The sequence below is a fragment of the Spirosoma agri genome (assembly GCF_010747415.1).
Classification (GTDB): Bacteria; Bacteroidota; Bacteroidia; order Cytophagales; family Spirosomataceae; genus Spirosoma; species Spirosoma agri.
The window spans coordinates 3,312,359-3,331,171 of sequence record NZ_JAAGNZ010000001.1; the positions used below are offsets into that span (position 1 = coordinate 3,312,359).

16 protein-coding genes and 1 CRISPR repeat array are annotated in these 18,813 nt (G+C 48.5%); of the genes, 7 read left to right on the forward strand and 9 right to left on the reverse strand.

Annotation, left to right across the window (positions count from 1 at the left end; translation table 11 throughout):
- Positions 1-305: 305 nt before the first annotated feature.
- Both GK091_RS13815 and GK091_RS13820 read right to left on the reverse strand, forming a co-directional pair.
- A complete protein-coding gene (locus GK091_RS13815; RefSeq protein ID WP_164038993.1) occupies positions 306-1,178 on the reverse strand; it encodes a hypothetical protein in 873 nt (290 codons plus the stop codon).
- Entirely contained in the window at positions 1,175-1,567 is a 393-nt protein-coding gene (locus GK091_RS13820; RefSeq protein ID WP_164038997.1) for a VOC family protein, read from the reverse strand. The genes GK091_RS13815 and GK091_RS13820 overlap by 4 nt, the downstream gene beginning before the upstream one ends.
- Positions 1,568-1,651: 84 nt before the next feature.
- Between GK091_RS13820 and GK091_RS13825 the strand changes: the two genes are divergently transcribed.
- Positions 1,652-2,182 (forward strand): hypothetical protein, encoded by a 531-nt coding sequence (locus GK091_RS13825; RefSeq protein WP_164039000.1) that lies wholly within the window; start codon positions 1,652-1,654, stop codon positions 2,180-2,182.
- Positions 2,183-2,352: 170 nt separating this feature from the next.
- Here the strand turns inward: GK091_RS13825 and GK091_RS13830 are convergent, their stop codons facing one another.
- A complete protein-coding gene (locus GK091_RS13830; protein WP_164039002.1) occupies positions 2,353-2,790 on the reverse strand; it encodes a hypothetical protein in 438 nt (145 codons plus the stop codon).
- A gap of 501 nt (positions 2,791-3,291) precedes the next feature.
- On the opposite strand from GK091_RS13830, the gene GK091_RS13835 reads away from it, so the two are divergent.
- From GK091_RS13835 to GK091_RS13845, 3 genes are all read left to right on the forward strand, one after another.
- Positions 3,292-4,842 (forward strand): autotransporter outer membrane beta-barrel domain-containing protein, encoded by a 1,551-nt coding sequence (locus GK091_RS13835; RefSeq protein WP_164039004.1) that lies wholly within the window; start codon positions 3,292-3,294, stop codon positions 4,840-4,842.
- A 275-nt stretch (positions 4,843-5,117) separates the two neighbouring features.
- Complete coding sequence (locus tag GK091_RS13840; protein WP_164039007.1) at positions 5,118-6,632, forward strand: TMF family protein; 1,515 nt, start codon at positions 5,118-5,120, stop codon at positions 6,630-6,632.
- 35 nt (positions 6,633-6,667) lie between these two features.
- Entirely contained in the window at positions 6,668-7,210 is a 543-nt protein-coding gene (locus GK091_RS13845; RefSeq protein WP_164039009.1) for a T9SS type A sorting domain-containing protein, read from the forward strand.
- A gap of 137 nt (positions 7,211-7,347) precedes the next feature.
- On the opposite strand, the gene GK091_RS13850 is transcribed toward GK091_RS13845, so the two are convergent.
- Positions 7,348-7,488 carry a hypothetical protein gene (locus tag GK091_RS13850; RefSeq protein WP_164039012.1) on the reverse strand — a complete coding sequence of 47 codons (141 nt, stop codon included), beginning with the start codon at positions 7,486-7,488 and terminating at the stop codon, positions 7,348-7,350.
- Between the two features lie 77 nt (positions 7,489-7,565).
- Here GK091_RS13850 and GK091_RS13855 point away from each other — a divergent pair, with 77 nt between their 5' ends.
- Together GK091_RS13855 and GK091_RS13860 are read left to right on the forward strand one after the other, a co-directional pair.
- Complete coding sequence (locus GK091_RS13855) at positions 7,566-10,325, forward strand: alpha-L-rhamnosidase (protein ID WP_164039016.1); 2,760 nt, start codon at positions 7,566-7,568, stop codon at positions 10,323-10,325.
- Positions 10,326-10,488: 163 nt separating this feature from the next.
- On the forward strand, positions 10,489-10,785 hold the full coding sequence (locus tag GK091_RS13860) for a hypothetical protein (protein WP_164039019.1): 297 nt from the start codon (positions 10,489-10,491) through the stop codon (positions 10,783-10,785).
- A 13-nt stretch (positions 10,786-10,798) separates the two neighbouring features.
- On the opposite strand, the gene GK091_RS13865 is transcribed toward GK091_RS13860, so the two are convergent.
- Positions 10,799-11,260: a hypothetical protein gene (locus GK091_RS13865; RefSeq protein WP_164039021.1), complete on the reverse strand. Its 462-nt coding sequence runs from the start codon at positions 11,258-11,260 to the stop codon at positions 10,799-10,801.
- A 642-nt stretch (positions 11,261-11,902) separates the two neighbouring features.
- Between GK091_RS13865 and GK091_RS13870 the strand changes: the two genes are divergently transcribed.
- Positions 11,903-12,688, forward strand: coding sequence for a sialate O-acetylesterase (locus tag GK091_RS13870; RefSeq protein WP_164039029.1), 786 nt, complete (start codon positions 11,903-11,905; stop codon positions 12,686-12,688).
- A gap of 53 nt (positions 12,689-12,741) precedes the next feature.
- Positions 12,742-14,435: direct repeats of the CRISPR family, unit length 30 nt; unit sequence ATTTCAATTCCACTACGGTACGATTAGAAG.
- Between the two features lie 217 nt (positions 14,436-14,652).
- Here the strand turns inward: GK091_RS13870 and cas2 are convergent.
- From cas2 to cas3, 4 genes are all read right to left on the reverse strand, one after another.
- Positions 14,653-14,916, reverse strand: a complete 264-nt coding sequence (gene cas2 / locus GK091_RS13875) for a CRISPR-associated endonuclease Cas2 (RefSeq protein ID WP_164039032.1) — start codon at positions 14,914-14,916, stop codon at positions 14,653-14,655.
- Between the two features lie 94 nt (positions 14,917-15,010).
- Positions 15,011-16,033: a type I-B CRISPR-associated endonuclease Cas1b gene (gene cas1b / locus GK091_RS13880; RefSeq protein WP_164039036.1), complete on the reverse strand. Its 1,023-nt coding sequence runs from the start codon at positions 16,031-16,033 to the stop codon at positions 15,011-15,013.
- Positions 16,034-16,052: 19 nt separating this feature from the next.
- A complete protein-coding gene (gene cas4, locus GK091_RS13885; RefSeq protein ID WP_164039040.1) occupies positions 16,053-16,559 on the reverse strand; it encodes a CRISPR-associated protein Cas4 in 507 nt (168 codons plus the stop codon).
- 18 nt (positions 16,560-16,577) lie between these two features.
- Positions 16,578-18,800 carry a CRISPR-associated helicase Cas3' gene (gene cas3, locus GK091_RS13890; protein WP_164039043.1) on the reverse strand — a complete coding sequence of 741 codons (2,223 nt, stop codon included), beginning with the start codon at positions 18,798-18,800 and terminating at the stop codon, positions 16,578-16,580.
- Between the last annotated feature and the right edge of the window lie 13 nt (positions 18,801-18,813).

An 18,813-nucleotide genomic window follows, 5' to 3' on the forward strand; every position in this document is an offset into this window, starting at 1 on the left:
TTTTATCAAGCCGGTTGAGTTCGGCCAGCGTGGCCAGATTCCGCAGTAGGTGTAGGCTGATCTGCTCACAGATGGCCAGGCTCAGCAATAAATGACTATCGACCGATATGTTGATTAAGTCGGCAGCCTTCTGACACTCCAGTTGCTTAAGCGCCTGCTGGCTGGCGACGAGCTGCGCTTCGAGGAAGAATTGGTGTTTACGGAGAGCTTTCCAATTCATGGTGGTGAGGATATCTGTGGATGAAACGAGTAAACCTACTGATCGCAGGAGTCCTGCCACGCGGCCGTCGTTTAGCGGCCATGTTTTAGTTCTGACAACGCAGGGTATATTGTAGTGAAAACTTCCCTTTCCCGTAAAAATTATCGACCGACGACTGCCAGCCAGTGCCCGTATGGGTAAATGTTTCGGCTGAATTATAAGCCGGATTGCCCATGGTATAGGTATCGATCAGGTTGCGGCTGAGGATTTGTTCAAAGTTTAACGGAGTATGGTAGTAGGCGGACTGCGTCAGATAAAACAGGTGCAGGCGTATCGGCAGGGGAATAATTAGAAACGGATTTTCCTTCGTGGTGAAGGTAGCGGCCGACGTTGGTATACTGGCCATCCCTGGCGTATTACCCGTCCAGGTCGTGTGCCGGGTGGTGACCACGTTACCGGCACTACTGGTTTCCAGCGTATACCACATCTGGCGTTCCTGATCGTAGACGTACTTAATCAATCCGTTGCTGTCGTAGGTAAACGACCAGTTCACGTTGACCAGAAACCGATTGAAGTACGAAACCTGGCGGTATGTCTTGAGTCGGTACTTGCCCGTTGGGTCCTGCTCGTAGCTAAAGGTAGCCAGGTCCTTTTGCAGTACTTTGCCCGATTCATCAATCTCGTCGAAGGAAGTAGGCAGCCCGTTGCCGTCAAAATTATAGCGGCCCTTGTAACTAACCAGTTCATTGGTAAAGCTTAACCCCGTAATCTGGGTACCCGAACTGCCGATCGTTGTTGTTAAGCTGCCATCAAGGGTCAAAGCGGGCGTATCAATCTGCCTAGAAAACGTGAGGGTAGACAACAGACAGGGCTGGGCTGGTTCGGCTGGCCTTGGCTTCTTGCAGGCGCTAAGGAAACTACACAGAATAAAACCGACCAGGAGTAGCCCGAACGGTGATCGTTGTTGCAAATACTTCATTCTACTTCCGACTCATTAACAGGTTCCCAAAGTTCAATGATATTGCCCTCCGGATCAAGCACATGCACGAATTTACCGTAGTCGTACTCGGCAATTTCATCCACAATCGTTACGTTATCCCGCTTTAGCTCCTCTACTAGGGCTACCAGGTTCTCCACCCGATAGTTGATCATGAAGAGCTTGGTCGATGGCTTGACATAGTCTGACTCTTTGGGGAATGAGCACCAGGACGTGGAGCCTTTTTGGTCAGGATTCTCCGCCTGCCGCCACTCGAAGGTCGTACCGTACTCGCCGATCGGTAAGCCCAGGTTTTTGGCGTACCACCCGTTCATGGCCTTCGGATTCTCACATTGAAAGAATATACCGCCCAGGCCCGTTACTTTTTTCATCGGGGTCGACGGGTTAGTGAATTGGGATATTCCTTGGTGAGCCTTTACAGATCAAATGAATGGGGCGTTGGTCGCTGCTGAGCATTGACGCAACCCTCACCCGGCGCTCATCACTCAACTGTTACACCATCAGAACAGCCACTAAGTCCAGTTCAGCAGCTACTCCAACAGGCTCAGCAATTAGCCGACGACGAAGCCAAGCGGGAACAGGTACCGAACGAATTGTTTACATCATTCGACAATCGATTGAAGGTCATCGAAAAGAAGCTAAATTCGGTTGTGTTCTTTTTTCAGCAGTCAGCGAATGTATTAGCTAATATTGTTCCGGTTCAGCCTGGAGTAGATCCTACTCCGTTAGTTGAATCAACTGCTAAGGAGCAGACGACAAGAGCTAAACTCGTTCGGCTGGTTGACGCTTACGTAACGATCACAAAAACCAAACATCAGACACGTAGGAACTGGCTGTATACAAAGTTGACTGCTGAATATGATTTCGATGCTTACGCCTATGGCAAAGGGCAGAAAGACCCGAACTACCTGGATATCGCCGAAGAACATGGCCAGCTTGAAAATCTGTACACGATAGCGGACCAGGCACTGAGACCGAAGTCATAATTCCTGCTATGTTAGAACGGTAGACAAATCCCGGTTCAATTGAATCGGGATTTGTCTTGGATTAAAACTTAACACTCACACAGAACAGCGCATTATTCAGGCAATACATATAGTTTTTCACTGCGTGCTCACTGCCTTTTGCTCACGAAGTTGATCAATTCAAGTTTCGATTAACAGGTATCAGGGGAGTGATGATAGGGGTCATCATCCTGATCGTCAAAGTCATCCTCATCATTCGAAGGTTCGCCACCAATAAACGAGTTGACGGCATCTGTCTGAATCGTTTCAAAATCTTTAGGAACATCAGCTATGATCATCCAGCCGCTTACATCCTTGGCAACATCAGTCTCCCACTCAATATTATTATTGATCTCCTGAGCCCGGGTCCATCCGGAAATAGCCTCGTCATCGAAATCGCCATACCGTTCGCAATGCCAGTAAAACATCCCCTTTTGAAGGAAGTAACAGCCGGGAACTGATCCATGTCCGTCTATGCCAAGGATCATTGAGTAGTCGTTGCCGAACTGCTCTTCGTGTAAATCAGGCGGTATTAGTGTTGCAGGATACCATTTGCCAAGTTCAATATCAGTACTGGGTAAAGGTGCCATAGTAGGTTTAGTTCTAGCCTCACAATGTACTCAATTCAATAGAATGACAAAACGGGTCTAACAGATTAGAACACATCCTAGGCAGCTTAATTTCAGTCAAACTTGGCTTAACCAACGAGTGAGAAAAGGATTGTTCTCGTGATATAAGTCTTAGATGGAAATAGACGAGCCTAGACGACCTTAGGCCGGATTCCCGTCTATAGACGGCGACACCTTGTCTAAATATGGTGTGGATAGAAGAGTAAACGCCCGGTCAGTTTTGAGCCGGGCGTTTTTGTGAGTATAGTCTCAATTTTAGGCGTTCAATGAAGTTGATCCGGCTCTAATACCGAATCAATCAAGTATACCGAATAGTAAAATTACACGCAACGCGAACCGGACTCTGCCAGTAAAGAAGCGCAGGTGGTTACCTTTAATTGACTGTCAGCCTGATAGAGTATATTCCCACTCCCGAGCTTGATCGCGATTGTCTTTTAATCCTGTAAACCAACGTAGACTCCTATGAAACCAAGTATCCTTTTGTTCGTCCTGCTGCTGAGTACGCCACTATTGGCTCAAGACCTTACCAACTATGTTGCAAATACGGCCAATGCTAATTCACCTGGTACATTTAATACGCTGGTAGGTCCCCAAACAGGCAATCCAACCATGGTCGGTGCCTATAACGTTTTTATTGGCGATAGCGCGGGTAACAAAAACTCTACGGGGGTATACAATTCCTTTTTGGGAGCCAGTGCAGGCTCGCAAAACACGGGAGGTGGTGCAAATACATTTATAGGCTACAATGCCGGGCAGGCTAACCTATTCGGGTCTGAGAACACCTTTATGGGGGCTGGTGCGGGACTCTACAATCAATCCGGGGCCGAAAATACGTTTGTTGGCTATAGGGCTGGATACAATGCAACCACGACTAATGCCAATACGTTTATTGGCTATCAAGCCGGTTATAGTACTAGCTCGGCAAATAGCAATGTGGGAAACGTTTTTGTCGGTTGGAAAGCCGGCCTTAGTAATACGACTGGTATAGCCAATGTGTTTATAGGCAGCGAGGCAGGTTTCAACAGTACAACCGGCCAAGGTAACATGTTTTTAGGTCAGCAGGCTGGCGGAGCAAATACTACCGGCAACTACAACCTATTTGTGGGTAACTCTTCGGGTAGCGCTACTACTACTGGCGTAGGAAACACCGCCGTCGGTGACGGATCACTCCTGGGCAACACCACCGGTCAGCGCAACACGGCTATTGGTCAGTATACGGGGGGCAATAGCCGGGGAGACTACAATGTGTTTATTGGCTTTGTGGCGGATGTAGTCCCCGGCAATTCAGAAATCACCCACGCGGTGGCCATCGGACCGTATGCCCAAGTCAGCCAGAGTAACAGCATTATATTGGGTGCTTCTAACGCCAGTGTAGGCATAGGTAACACATCGCCCACGACTAAGCTGCACGTCACTACAGGCACAGCGAATACGTCTGGTTTACGCTTAGAGAATCTGCCCATCAGTTCTACCGCTACCGGCGGGCAAACCAAGTTCCTTACCGTCGACGGTAGTGGTAATGTGATTCTGGGCAGCCTAAACGGCTCGGCTCGGGAGGGTGCTACGGATGCGCTCTGGCAGCGGAAGGGATCATTCTTGCAGAGCACCAACGGTGAATCGATCATTATTGGTCAGGGCGTGGATAAGACGCCAGCAGACTACAATCTGTTTGTGAGCAAAGGTATTTTGACCGAGAAGGTGAAAGTAGCCGTAAAGAACACCTCGGATTGGAGCGATTACGTCTTCAAGCCAGGTTATGCGTTGCAACCCCTGGCTCAGGTTGAGCAGTATATCCAGACGCATGCGCACCTGCCGGGCGTTCCCTCGGCCAAGGAGATGGTCGAACAAGGTAATGATCTGCACAAGACCGATGCCAAGCTGCTGGAGAAGATCGAGGAACTGACCCTGTATAGTATTCAGCTGGAGAAGCAGCTACAGGCAAACGACAAGAAGCATCAGGCAGAGATTGACGAGTTAAAGCAATTGGTGAAGCAGCTAGTTGACAAGAAGTGAGAGACAATATATTTAATCTTATTTTACAAAAACGCCTGGCCATCTTGAGCCGGGCGTTTTTGTGAGTATAGTTCTCAATTTCAGGCGTTCAATGAAGTTGATCCGGCCCTTGTACCGAGTCAACCAAATACACCGGATAGTAAAATTTCTCGCCGGATGAAGCCGGCTATGCTAATAGAAAAGTGCAGTTGGTTACCTTTAATTGACTGTTCGTGTGACATAGATCATGCTCACTCGCGATTGCCTTTTAACCCTGTAAACCAACGTAGAGTCTTATGAAACCAAGTATCCTTTTAGTTCTTCTGTTGTTGACTACCCAACTGCTGGCTCAGAACAACTACGTGGCCACGACACCCAATGCAACTAGTCCCGGAGAGTACAATGTATTAATCGGTCCTAACACCGCTAATTCAACCATGACAGGGGGAGACAATGTAATGATAGGATCTTTCGTAGGTCGCCGTAATACTACTGGAGCGGGAAATGTCTTTTTAGGGAATGGTTCAGGAAGTGGCAATACGACAGGGGAGGGGAATACCTTTGTGGGGTATAGTTCTGGTGCTTTAAATGGTACAGGTAGCTCAAATACATTCCTGGGCATTTCGACTGGTGTCCAAAACCGCACGGGCCGGGAGAATGTTTTTGTGGGCGCTAATGCTGGACAGTTTAATACGGAGGGTAATATAAACGTCTTTGTGGGTAACCAAGCTGGAAAGCAAAACACGACTGGCGAGGCTAACGTCTTCATTGGCAGTCTTGCTGGCACCAACAACATAAGTGGACAAAGTAATCTGTTTCTAGGTCAACAAGCAGGGGGGCAGAATACGACGGCTAGTTATAATCTGTTTATAGGCAATAGCTCAGGAAGCGCCACCACCACTGGAATAGGTAACACCGCCATTGGCGATGGCTCGCTACTGCGAAACAACTCGGGTTTCCACAATGTAGCCATTGGCCGCTATGCTGGGGTGGAAAGTCGCAACGATGAGAACGTCTTCATTGGCTTTTCTGCTGACGTTACCCCTGAAACGCCGAACTTGAGGAATGCCACGGCTATCGGTGCTAGAGCCCGGGTCAGCCAGAGTAACAGTATTGTCTTGGGCGCTAATGCGAGTGTGGGTATCGGCACTAGCGCTCCTTCAGCGAAGCTGCATCTAGTCTCGGGTTCAGCTAACACCTCAGGCCTGCGTTTAGAGAATCTGACCAGCAACTCGCCGGCTAGTGCAACCAGTCAGGCCAAGTTTCTGACCGTTGACGGGTCGGGTAATGTGATTCTGGGCAGTATGAACGGCTCGGCTCGTGAGGGCGCTGTGGATGCACTCTGGCAGCGGAAAGGCTCGTTTTTGCAGAGCATTAACGGTGAATCGATCATCATTGGTCAGGGCGTTGATAAGACGTCAGCAGACTATAATCTATTTGTGAGCAAAGGCATTTTGACCGAGAAGGTGAAAGTAGCGGTAAAGAATACCTCAGACTGGAGCGATTACGTATTTGATAAAAACTATCGCTTAAAGTCACTCGCTGAGGTTGGCGCTTACATTCAGACCAACAAACACTTGCCCGGCGTGCCTTCGGCGGCTGAGGTAGTAGAGAAGGGTATTGATATCGCAAAGATGGATGCCAAACTGCTGGAAAAGATTGAGGAACTGACCCTATATAGTATTCAGCTGGAGAAGGAGAGTCAACAGCAGAAAATCGTTAATCAACACCTTCAGCAGAATGCCAAGAGTCAACAAGCTGAGCTTGACGAGTTGAAGCAACTCGTCAAGCAGCTACTCGACAAACGATAATCAATCTCACCAGTCCCCTATACCCTATTTACTTGATGAAAGCACCGATAGCCGTCCTCGGGTTGTTAATGATGAGTGGATCAGTCATCGCTCAACAGTATCCCCAACGCTTGATCTTAGATCGATCGACAATTACTTCTGGTGATCAGAGAGCCGTTGAGGCTATTATTGCCAGCAATCAACTCCGCCAGGGGGCTACGGCTCACTACACCGCCGGTCAATCGATTACCTTACAGCCAGGTTTTGTCGCGCAGGCTGGTTCAGTATTTACGGCTACGGTATCTGTCGTCTCATCAACGACAAGTCGAGAGGGGTCGGATCTATCGGCCCGTGCCTATCCCAATCCCTTTATCGATCAGACGACTATTGAGTACCGACTACCCCTGGGCGGGTCAGTTCGTCATCGGCTGACAGATGCCAAAGGGCAAGAGATAAGGCAACTGGAAGCAATCAGCGAGCAGTCAAGTGGAGTCCATCAACTTCAACTGGAAGGAAGTGCTCTACCCGCCGGAGTTTATTTGTATCAGTTGCAGGTGGGCCCTGAAAGCCGTACGCTACGATTGATTAAAAGACCCTAGAAACGGTTCAGATTTAGGCCATAAAGAAGCCCGGTCCTAATGAGGTGCCGGGCTTCTTTGTTTTATTGTTGTACTAAGAGAGCTATAGACTATGAACTCGGCGCAACTGGTATTCTGTGCTTGACCGGCAAGTGCCATTAAAATCTGATAAGCGGCTTCGTCGTCATCCAGAATAGCACGATGCTGCGCCAATACGTCAGCACTAAGTCCCGCAGTTCCATCATGGCGTCGACCAGCTCAGCTACCTCACGGGTAAATTGTCGCGATTTGGCCAACATTTCGGGTACAGGTTGGTAAACATGACTTCATTTTGTCTTTTCTTACCAGCTAATCCCAGGATGTAAGTATCGTGTACATGATTCGTATCAACGCAGCCGACATAAAACCGGCCAGTTCGCTCAAGTTCGTTCTACGGATCGCCAGCCTTTCTCTACTCTTTCTGACCCGTACCGGTGCCCTTCAGGCTCAGGTTTCGGTTGCTCCCACTGATCTCCAATGCGAGTACCTCACCAACCCATTGGGAATTGATGCGGCCAATCCCCGTTTGTCGTGGCGCTTATCGGATACCCGACAGGGAGCCCGGCAAACCGCCTATCAACTTTACATCGGTACAGATTCTGTGGCCGTGAGTCAGGGCAAAGCGAATCAATGGACAACCGGCAAAGTTCTTACGGATCAGGCGCTGATTACCTACGCGGGTAAACCGCTGCAACCCTTTACCAAATACTTTTGGCGGGTAGACCTCTGGGATAAAGACGGTAGAAATGCGAAACCGGCTTCCTTAAGTAGCTTCGAAACCGGGCTGATGAATGCCAGAAATTGGCAGGGCTCCTGGATTAGCGACAGTCGGGATGTCACCATCAAGCCTGCTCCTTACTTTCGTAAAGCCTTCAAATTGGCCAAAAAAATCAGAAGCGCCCGCGCTTACGTAGCGGTGGCTGGTCTGTATGAGTTATACATCAATGGACAAAAAATTGGTAGCCATCGCCTTGACCCGATGTACACCCGATTCGATCGCCGTACGCTGTATGTGACCTACGATGTAACGGCACAGATGCAGACCGGCAATAATGCGATTGGTGTATTGCTGGGCAATGGCTGGTATAACCACCAGTCAACGGCGGTCTGGTACTTTCACGAAGCACCCTGGCGGGGTCGGCCGACGTTCTGTCTGGATTTACGGATCACCTACGACGACGGAAGTATCGAGACGGTTACGTCTGGAAAAGACTGGAAAACAGCGTTAAGCCCCCTGATTTTCAACAGCATTTACACCGCTGAACACTATGACGGACGCCTAGAACAGCCAGGCTGGAACACGGCCAATTTTGACGATAAAGCCTGGAAAGAAGTTATTTACCGATCGACACCATCGGAAACGATTGTTGCGCAGACCATGCATCCAATCCGGGCTGTAGAACGCATTCCGGCGAAAGCGATCCGAAAATTTAATGACACGACTTACGTGTTCGATTTGGGACGAAACATTTCCGGCGTGAGTCAGATCAGCGTGACGGGTAGCGCGGGAACAACGTTGCGGCTGAAACATGGCGAACGGCTGTATGACAATGGCCATGTCGATCTGTCGAACATTGACGTTCACTACCGGCCCACCGATAAAAGTGATCCATTCCAGACGGATATTTTTATGCTGGCAGGTCGGGGTCCGGAAACATTTATGCCCCGCTTTAATTACAAAGGTTTTCAGTATGTGGAGGTTACCAGCGACAAGCCCATTGACCTGACGCAGGCAAGTCTGACGGGTTATTTTATGCACAGTGATGTTCCCGCAATCGGTACGTTTCAATCATCGAACCCAACCATGAACAAGCTATGGTGGGCCACCAACAATGCCTATCTGTCGAACCTGTTTGGCTATCCCACCGATTGCCCGCAGCGCGAAAAAAATGGCTGGACGGGCGACGCGCACATTGCCAGCGAAACGGGTCTGTATAATTTCGACGGTATTACGATCTACGAGAAATGGCTGGCCGATCACCGCGACGAACAACAGCCCAATGGCGTTCTGCCGTCCATTATTCCGACCGATGGCTGGGGGTACGAATGGGGCAATGGTCCGGACTGGACCAGTACGATTGCCATTATCCCCTGGAACATTTACCTGTTTTACGGCGACAAGAAACTACTGGCTGACTGCTACGATAACATCAAACGCTACGTTGACCATATCAACGAACAAAGTCCTTCGGGACTGACAAGCTGGGGGCTGGGTGACTGGGTGCCCGTGAAATCCAAATCGCCCGTCGAACTGACCTCGTCGGCGTATTACTTTGCCGATGTGTCTATTCTGGCCAAAACGGCGAAGTTGCTCGGGAAACAGACCGACTATTCGTACTATTCGGCATTAGCGGCACGGATAAAAGCAGCGTTTAACGCCAAATACCTCAATAAAGAAACCGGGCTCTACGGCAGTGGGCTGCAAACGGAGTTGAGCGTTCCCTTGTACTGGGGTTTAGTCCCCGATGAACTGAACAGTAAAGTAGCGTCGAATCTGGCGAAGCGGGTTACGGCCGACAACGATCATCTGGACGTAGGACTGCTGGGAACGAAAGCTATTCTTGGCGCACTGAGTGAGAACGGGCATGCCGATAAGGCCTATACGCTCGCTTCGCAGGAAACATTCCCTTCCTGGGGCTGGTGGATTGTCAACGGAGCGACGACACTCTACGAAAACTGGCCGATCGATGCCAAGAGCGATATTTCCATGAACCACATTATGTTTGGTGAAATTGGCGCGTGGCTCTACAAAGCCCTGGGAGGTATCAAGCCCGATCCCACTCAGCCGGGCTTCAAAAATGTGCTGCTTGAACCGATGTTTGTTAGCAACCTCGATCAGGTCGATGTTGCCCATACCGGTCCCTACGGAACGATCCGTTCAGCCTGGAAACGCACAGCTACTGAGCTTTCGTACGACATCGTTGTGCCACCAAACTCCACCGCAACGGTTTCCCTGATCGTGCCGCCCGGCAAAACGATCTACGAAAACGGATTGCCGCTCGCATCCAGTTCGAAAGCGATCCGTCCGGTGGAAAGAACGGGCAAGGTTCAGAAATTTCAGCTACAGGCCGGTACGTACCAGTTTAAATTAAAATAATTATCTGATTATCAACATATTGAATACCTAAAGACTCTGTTGAGCGGAATTAAGCGCAGCCGTTGGGGTGGCGGTGAGCCGCTCGGCTTCCTGTTTATTTCCGGCTACTCCCTAACATAACGCCCTGTTCACGGTTACGTTATCAGTTTATTCTCGAAGTGCCATGTGGTGGAAAAGAACAAAAACGTATTCTAAACAAATCCTCAAGGACGCAAACCTCGACCCCGTCCCCTACGCGAAAGATCGGCTTCGGTCCGAGTTTGCCAAAACGCTCCTGGAGCCGCTGCCCGTTGAGCAGACCAACCTGGACAATTCAGTTGAATTTACGACTGAAGCCATCCTCCTGTCCATCCCGCAGTGGCAGGAAATCAAGCAGCAATTAACCAGCCTCTCCGCGTCCGGCGATACGGAACAACAGGCAGTTATCGATCAGATCATTGCTACTATCGAGAGCAGGTAACCCCGTAGGGAGCCTAAAGGCCTAACTGCTGTAGGCGCTTGACCACAGTGGCAAGACCGAGTCTGGCTTTGCTTAATTGATTCTGAGAAGAACTGATAAGGGTCTGGTAATGCTCAACAAGACGGTCTGTGTCGGAGCCGGGGTACAGTGTATGCGTCGTCCGTTGCAGTAACCTCTCCAACCGTTGAATCATCAGTTGATGGGTATTTATAGTCGACTGGTACATTGTTTCCCGTTGCTTGGTCCACCCAATCAGTTCCTGATCTTCGGACGAGTGAGCACGTTCTGGCTCACATAAAGCATGCTGCCACTGGTGTTCCATTCGTTGCAACGAGCTTGAAAAAGCCGACCCATCAAACGCGTCCGGGGGCAAATCGGTGCGATTGCCCTCGTCAATGACGTAAACCTTGGTCAGCGTATCCCCCAGCGCGACAATACGATTCAGAACCTCAAAGACATCTTCAAGTTCCTCCAAATGGCATGAAAATGTACGCCGTTGCGCTTGTTTATTGATCGCAGTTAAGACTAAAAGCATGCGTAAGCCATTAATTGCGTATGTCAACTCTACCCGGATTAGCCATCGCTAACAAGAAATGTATCGTTAACTAGCGGTCCCGACGGTTGATTAGCGGGCAAGTTAGTCACGAAGGAGCACAGCAGCAAACGACTAGCCTGACCACCGATGCCGTAAACGCTCTTTGGGGTTCAGGTATTTACGGGAGTGGTACTGACTAATGCATACTTGACACTGCTTGCGGGCCAACCATTGCCCCATGTATTCTGAAACCTCGACAGCCATTGGCTAGATCAACGTCGCCATTGACAATTTTTTAACTGCATCTCACTCCCAACCGTGTATTCCGGTTACTGCTAAACACACGCCCGTCGAGCAGTTGATCAGCCCAGGCCCATCAGAAAGCCAGCTGTAGTTCCTGTTTCTGGCCGAAAAACCGAGACTATTGCAGTAAAACCGACAACTGTAGCTGGTTCACAAAGGCCGAAACAGCCAGCGGTGGGTCGAGCAGTCTAGCAATCGACAAGGGGCCAGATCGCTCGAATGAATACGTATCATTAGTATAATAACGAGGCTCGTTGGTTTTACGGTAAACCCTATGCCATGACACTCAGACTGGTCCTCTTCGCCTTCGTTCTCCTAAGTGCCGCGTTAAAACAGGACAAGCCTCCCCGCCTGCGCTTATTCCTGCTCATCGGTCAGTCAAACATGGCCGGTCGGGGCATCCCTCAGAAACAGGATCAGCAGCCGGTGAACCATGTCTGGATGCTCACGAAGGAACAAACATGGGTACCCGCCCACGATCCGATGCATTTCGACAAGCCAGCGGTCATTGGCGTTGGTCCGGGACTCGCTTTTGGCAGACGGCTGGCCGAAGCGTTTCCTGACGAGAACATCGGGTTGATTCCCTGCGCCGTTGGCGGCTCAGGAATCGATTTCTGGAAACCCGGTGCCTATTACGAACCAACCCAATCCTATCCCTACGACGATGCCATCCGGCGAGCCAGAAAAGCGCTGGAGCAGGGCGAATTGGCGGGTATTCTCTGGCATCAGGGTGAGAGCGACTCAAGTCCGGACAAGGTAGGTTCGTATGGCCCGAAACTGGCGGAACTCATCCAGCGGTTGCGTCAGGACCTGAATGCGCCTACGATACCGTTTGTGGCGGGAACCCTGGGCGATTTTGTCGTCAACCGAAACCGGGATGCCGGAACGATTAACAATACTTTGCTGGAACTTCCTAGTCGGGTTCCCAATACGTACTGCATTGTTTCAAGCGGCCTAACCGATAAGGGCGACTCCACGCACTTCGATACTCCTTCCGCCCAGACATTGGGCAAGCGATACGCCGACGTGTTTATCGACAAGCACCTGTTTACCCATCACAAGTGAGCTACGCAAAGCGGTCGCACAATCCAGCGTTGTAGCAGCATTCGAACTTCAATATTTTAATTCCACTACGGTACGATTAGAAGTGGACTCGGAAGAGACCAAACTCATGATTCGACAACTATTTCAATTCCACTACGGTACGATTAGAAGCGCAATCCTAGAGCCACTACTGCATGAATTTATTGATATTTCAATTCCACTACGTTACGATTAGAAGGGGCCGGCATGACCACCGATACAAAACACATGGAATATTTCAATTCCACTACGGTACGATTAGAAGTCATCACCACCTTTCACGTAGGCGTCTTTGGCAATGGATTTCAATTCCACTACGGTACGATTAGAAGTCATCACCACCTTTCACGTAGGCGTCTTTGGCAATGGATTTCAATTCCACTACGGTACGATTAGAAGTGATAAGCGCAATCGGAGCCGGGCTGCGGCAAATAAATTTCAATTCCACTACGGTACGATTAGAAGCCGGTCCATGATCTTGTCCAGATCCTCGGCCAGCTCATTTCAATTCCACTACGGTACGATTAGAAGTTTCATGCTGAGCGTCTACACTCAGGGTATAGCGTATTTCAATTCCACTACGGTACGATTAGAAGTTTCCAATCCCGATATACGTTCCGCCTGAGCCGCAAATTTCAATTCCACTACGGTACGATTAGAAGTGCGAGCCTGGACACGGTGACCTGCGATAGTGCCAGATTTCAATTCCACTACGGTACGATTAGAAGGCGACACCAACAAAAAGAAGATACAGGATTGGCTCAATATTTCAATTCCACTACGGTACGATTAGAAGGGTTTTAGGGCAGAAAAACACGATCATTCCTGCAACATTTCAATTCCACTACGGTACGATTAGAAGGAGCCGAATAGATTGATGCGGAGCGCGGCCGGTTGATACATTTCAATTCCACTACGGTACGATTAGAAGGCGTTGTAGCACCCTGACCGCAGCCGGGATCTACTTATTTCAATTCCACTACGGTACGATTAGAAGGGGCACCCCGCAGAACCGGCTACCCTGCGCTTTACGGATTTCAATTCCACTACGGTACGATTAGAAGGGGCACCCCGCAGAACCGGCTACCCTGCGCTTTACGGATTTCAATTCCACTACGGTACGATTAGAAGTCCCCCGCTTTTCTATCAAAAACGACTGGATCTGGATTTCAATTCCACTACGGTACGATTAGAAGAGTAGTAGAGGGTTTTTCGAACGCAGTGCAGCTAAATTTCAATTCCACTACGGTACGATTAGAAGCCGCACAGGAACGATGGAACAAGGGCTGCTTACCGTATTTCAATTCCACTACGGTACGATTAGAAGGATTCCCAGGGGTTCGCATCCTGAACGGATCTGTAGTATTTCAATTCCACTACGGTACGATTAGAAGTTTGCATCCGCTTGGATAGTTTGGCCTGATGGAAATATTTCAATTCCACTACGGTACGATTAGAAGCAGTTCGCGAATGCGATCCAGTAAAGGGCTGATCAAATTTCAATTCCACTACGGTACGATTAGAAGTACTGGCGACTGGTTGATTTATTCAACAGTGAAGGCAGATTTCAATTCCACTACGGTACGATTAGAAGATCATAGCCCCACTGGCCCGGCCGGACGTACTCCCCAAATTTCAATTCCACTACGGTACGATTAGAAGGCGGGCAACAGTGGCAGGAGCGATTCAACGCAGCGATATTTCAATTCCACTACGGTACGATTAGAAGCCGTCAATTTACGGCTGAAAAAAGGGCTTTGCGAAGCCCTGACGCGGTTTATTTTTCCTAAATCTACCTAAAAAGTCGTCAACCGGCAATAGTACGAAAACCCCGGCCGATCGACGACACACTGATAATCAACAACATAAGTACCATTTCTCCTAACCAATGAGCGTTTGTTACAGCTGATCAAAGAACGATTTAAGTCGATTGACGACACTTACCCCTACAAAAAATTATCCGTCGACTGCCGCTCCACTCCCACAACCTGTTTTTCCAGCCACTTCTGATCGCGGTTTTTGAAAAGTATCAGACTGTCCTCATCATCCTTCATGATTCGTCCCGCTTCGTAAAGTAACTCTTTTAACTGTACCTCCGTTAACTCACCCTCAAAAACGGAGTTCTGAATCCAGTTCAAATACCGCCGACAAAGTTTGAGCATCTTGCCGACCCGCTTCTGCCCCATATCGTACACTAAAATTACGTACATAATTAAAGAGTGAAAGAGTGAATGAGTGAAAGGGTGATATCACTCAGGGCTATAGTCGCTCTTTCGCATATTCACTCTTTCACTCTTTATACAGCTACCACCAGGCTTTGAAGGGTCGGTACTCTTCCACCCCCAGCAAATGCTTTTGTAGTTTGTAACATTCCAGCTTGATCAGGTGCCGGTAGCTGACACTACGCCCCAGTGACCGGTGCTTGATTGTTTCCTTCATTAGTTCGTCGAAGCCCTGTACGAACCGTTTCCGGGCGGCCTCTTTCATAACACATCCGCCAATTTCAGCCCGAAAATCCGATGGCTGTAGCTGCCGTTTATTGATCATCCGAAAAATGAGCCGGTCGACCAGAATGGGCTTGAAGATTTCCGCAATGTCAAGTGCCAGCGAATACCGACGTGCCCCCGGTTCGTGCAGAAAACTGATGGTCGGATTCAGTTGGGTATGATAAATCGTGCTCAGACAGGCCGTGTAGCATAGCATGTTACCGAACGAAATAAGCGCGTTCAACTCATTTTGGGGAGGACGTTTACTGCGGCCATCCATGCAGAACGTTTCACCAACAATGGTATCGAAGGTGCTGTAGTACGTTTGCCGGATATTGCCCTCAATGCCCATCAGCATGGGAACATCGTTCGTTCCCGGAACCGACATCAGCAATTGTTCGATAACGGCGATGGCGGTCGGTATGCTTTCGTCACGGCGACCGGCGTTTCGGTTAGTGTGGTATTTCAGCACCCGCAGAATATTGGCTGCGGCCCCTTCGATCAGCCGTTGCGCAACCACGATTCGTTTCTTTGCCGATAGATACGCCTTCGTCTGTTCTACCTGCATTTTACCCGCCAGCAGATACTCACGGGCCATAAACGAACCGGTATAATGCTCGTAGTAATTGAAAAAATGAACCGATACGCCATGCTGCCCCAGGAAGTTATACAGGGCCGAATTAGCATCCAGACTCCCGAATACGTACAGCTCAGATACCTGTTCGATCGGCAGATGACGCGACTGGCCTTCATTGCCCTCCTCATCGACCGGTGTGAATTTCAGCGTGTTGTCGTGTCGGCTCATCCGACCGGCGTTGAATAAGTATTTAGGCTGTTTCATAGTCTGGTGTGGAAATACGCTACTCTTCTTCGGCGTAACAAAAATCAAAATAGCTGCACGAACGGCATTTACTTTTAGCGATACGTTCCGGGCACTGGTCGGAAGACACGATACGTTCGATGTCGGCCACCCAGGCTTCTACAACGGGTACGTCGTCGTCATCCAGCCGAACGGTTTGGGTCTGGCGCAGCTTCGGATATTCGATCAGCCCCGTAGCCCCCTCGATGCCGTTTCGGCGAAGCAGATAGAGATAGAACTGGACCTGCGCCATGTGCGAATGTTCCAGCTTATCAGACTTCTTGATCTCATGCACGACCTTATCGTACGGATCGTAGAAATCAATTTTAGAACCGTCGAGAATGATTTCACGATACCGTTCGGCACGTTGCGGATACGCGTGTTCGTGCAGTTGTTTACCTTCGGCAACTGCCTCCGATGTATGCTCCATCCGAATCTGGTTAGCATGAAGCCATAGCTTACGATGACAGAGATGCAGGTAGTTTACAAGGGTCGCGTTGGCATGCATGATCAAAGGTTAACGTTTCTATAAGAAATTAAAATCAGGAGAACGCTCAATACGTTGATATCCAATACCCGGCGCATATTTTAAATTAGTTGCCACCAATGTATTTTGCTTATCTTCCAATTTACTTTGATACTCTTTTGGACATTCCCACGGATATACCTGGACCAATAATTGGCTAGCCTCAATGTATTTCCCTTCTTTTCTTCGACTCTCGAAAGTAGATCTGAGATTATCGCACAAAACGTCAATCTTCAAATTACTTTTATCGATAACCTCTTCGACCCAATCAGACCAATCGCCTGCATGGAAAGACGCGTCAAAATTGATAATGCGGTCGTGAGTAAAACCGATTTGAAAATTTCGTTCTTGCTCATCCGTATAGCCATTTACATAAACTTCATCACAAGCCTCTACCAAATGTTGCTCTGATAGTTCTTTCCCGTCTAGATTTAACATGACTCTCCAAGTCTCTTTAACAATGGCCTCATCATAGATGCGTCTGGTATTACCTATGCTTTGCTCAAAGAGATGAATCTCCGAAGGCTTCTTACGTTTACCAGCACGATTAACCCGACCAAACCGTTGGATTAATGCATCTATTGGTGCATTCTCAATAAATGCGATGTCATAATCAATATCCAGGCTAACCTCTACAGCCTGGGTAGCTATTAACAAACGAGGTCGTTTAGCTTTATCTTTATTCGTTATAGCTTTTTCGATTTCTGTACGTTCTTCCCGGTGAAATCCACCATGCAAAAGCTTAGGTTCATAGCTATCAAATGCCTTTGCCAATTCCTGACAGGACTTTACATTATTGACAATAACGAGCACTGTTTTCTTACCTTCCTGCAGAATCGCTGTAATCTGATGTAATACATTCGAAACTGCTTTTTGAGGATAACAAACAAGTTTGTGCCGGATACGCTTTAAAATCTCTGCATCGGCAGGCTCTTTAGACTTGGGCCGAACAACCATTGATTGATCTCCATCAAACAGTTCTATGACAATTCGCTCAAGTAAAAACTTGGGAATTGTTGCTGACATTAACAATATTTTAGCACAACAGAATCGCTTCAACCATTTAAGTGTTGCCAACATCATCCCTGTTAAGTGTGCATCGTACGTATGAAATTCGTCAATAATAAACAGTGCATTTTGGTAGTCGAACAAACTCATATCCCATCCTTTACCGTGTAGCGCGTGTTTGAGTACCTGATGCAACGTAGCTACTTTAACAGGGTAAAATAATTCGCGGGAAGCAGACCGTTTATTCCGGGCAATCTCTTCGCTTTGTTGAAAATTATTTGTTTCGTTGATTGCCTCTTCATAGAAAAAATCAAGGGCCTTGCTGTGAAGAGCTGTTACACGGTCTTTCCCATAAACGCCCTTAAGCCTACGTACCATAGCATTGATACTAGCAGTATAAGGCAACAGGTAAAACAGTCTGGCATTTTCTGTCTGATTCGCATACACCCAACTTAGTGCTGCTTCCGTTTTCCCCGACCCTGTCGGCGCGTGCAGAATAACGTCACCTACGTATTGCTGCATTCGCTCTTGAAATGGTCTGAAAGGCACTCGAACGACTTGCTTCTTATCATTTATAGTAGTAGGGTAAAAATCGGTTAACTCAAGTCGTTTCCACACTGGCAAATCGCTTTCTGTCTTTGCAGAGCCAATATGGTCAGCCGCCATCAGCAAGCCACGCATACGAGCTAGTTGCAACCTATCTACCGCCTGTGATTGCTGTCTGTCCTTCATCAGAAGAAATTGAATTTCGTCTGAATAGGTATCGTTAGGAGAAGGATTATTTGTCACTGGTGAAACATCATTGAAAAGCGCCCCCCATGCTTTCACAATCGCTTCGGCGTTCTTTACCAACGTAGGGTCATCGGCCAGATGACAGGTTAAGTCGGTTCCTATTTCGAAAAGAGAAAGCTTTTTGAAACCATCTGAAACGATTCCTTTATGATGCGTAGCAATGGCGAATAATTCGTCAATAGGAAGATTCAGGTACTGCTCACAAAACCAAAGTGAAATGAGTTCGTGGCGAATGCTTACGACCGTTGTACCTTTTTTAAGATTCAACTGAAAACCCTTGTGAATTTTACCGATGTCATGCCATACAGCACTACGAATAGCTTTTCTCAGCCACTCTCTACGCTCGTCTTCCGTAAAAGGTAACCGATTAACTAACTCAATGGCTGCCCGAACTACCCGTCGCGTATGTTCCTTAAGCGTCATGCATAACGTAAAC

What these genes read in the sequence shown, in the direction of transcription:
- GK091_RS13815 (WP_164038993.1), bottom strand. Translation starts at nt 1,178, where the DNA reads ATGAAGTATTTGCAACAACGATCACCGTTCGGGCTACTCCTGGTCGGT.
- GK091_RS13820 (WP_164038997.1), bottom strand. Translation starts at nt 1,567, where the DNA reads ATGAAAAAAGTAACGGGCCTGGGCGGTATATTCTTTCAATGTGAGAAT.
- GK091_RS13830 (WP_164039002.1), bottom strand. Translation starts at nt 2,790, where the DNA reads ATGGCACCTTTACCCAGTACTGATATTGAACTTGGCAAATGGTATCCT.
- GK091_RS13835 (WP_164039004.1), top strand. Translation starts at nt 3,292, where the DNA reads ATGAAACCAAGTATCCTTTTGTTCGTCCTGCTGCTGAGTACGCCACTA.
- GK091_RS13840 (WP_164039007.1), top strand. Translation starts at nt 5,118, where the DNA reads ATGAAACCAAGTATCCTTTTAGTTCTTCTGTTGTTGACTACCCAACTG.
- GK091_RS13845 (WP_164039009.1), top strand. Translation starts at nt 6,668, where the DNA reads ATGAAAGCACCGATAGCCGTCCTCGGGTTGTTAATGATGAGTGGATCA.
- GK091_RS13850 (WP_164039012.1), bottom strand. Translation starts at nt 7,488, where the DNA reads ATGTTGGCCAAATCGCGACAATTTACCCGTGAGGTAGCTGAGCTGGTC.
- GK091_RS13855 (WP_164039016.1), top strand. Translation starts at nt 7,566, where the DNA reads ATGATTCGTATCAACGCAGCCGACATAAAACCGGCCAGTTCGCTCAAG.
- GK091_RS13860 (WP_164039019.1), top strand. Translation starts at nt 10,489, where the DNA reads ATGTGGTGGAAAAGAACAAAAACGTATTCTAAACAAATCCTCAAGGAC.
- GK091_RS13870 (WP_164039029.1), top strand. Translation starts at nt 11,903, where the DNA reads ATGACACTCAGACTGGTCCTCTTCGCCTTCGTTCTCCTAAGTGCCGCG.
- cas2 (WP_164039032.1), bottom strand. Translation starts at nt 14,916, where the DNA reads ATGTACGTAATTTTAGTGTACGATATGGGGCAGAAGCGGGTCGGCAAG.
- cas1b (WP_164039036.1), bottom strand. Translation starts at nt 16,033, where the DNA reads ATGAAACAGCCTAAATACTTATTCAACGCCGGTCGGATGAGCCGACAC.
- cas4 (WP_164039040.1), bottom strand. Translation starts at nt 16,559, where the DNA reads ATGCATGCCAACGCGACCCTTGTAAACTACCTGCATCTCTGTCATCGT.
- cas3 (WP_164039043.1), bottom strand. Translation starts at nt 18,800, where the DNA reads ATGACGCTTAAGGAACATACGCGACGGGTAGTTCGGGCAGCCATTGAG.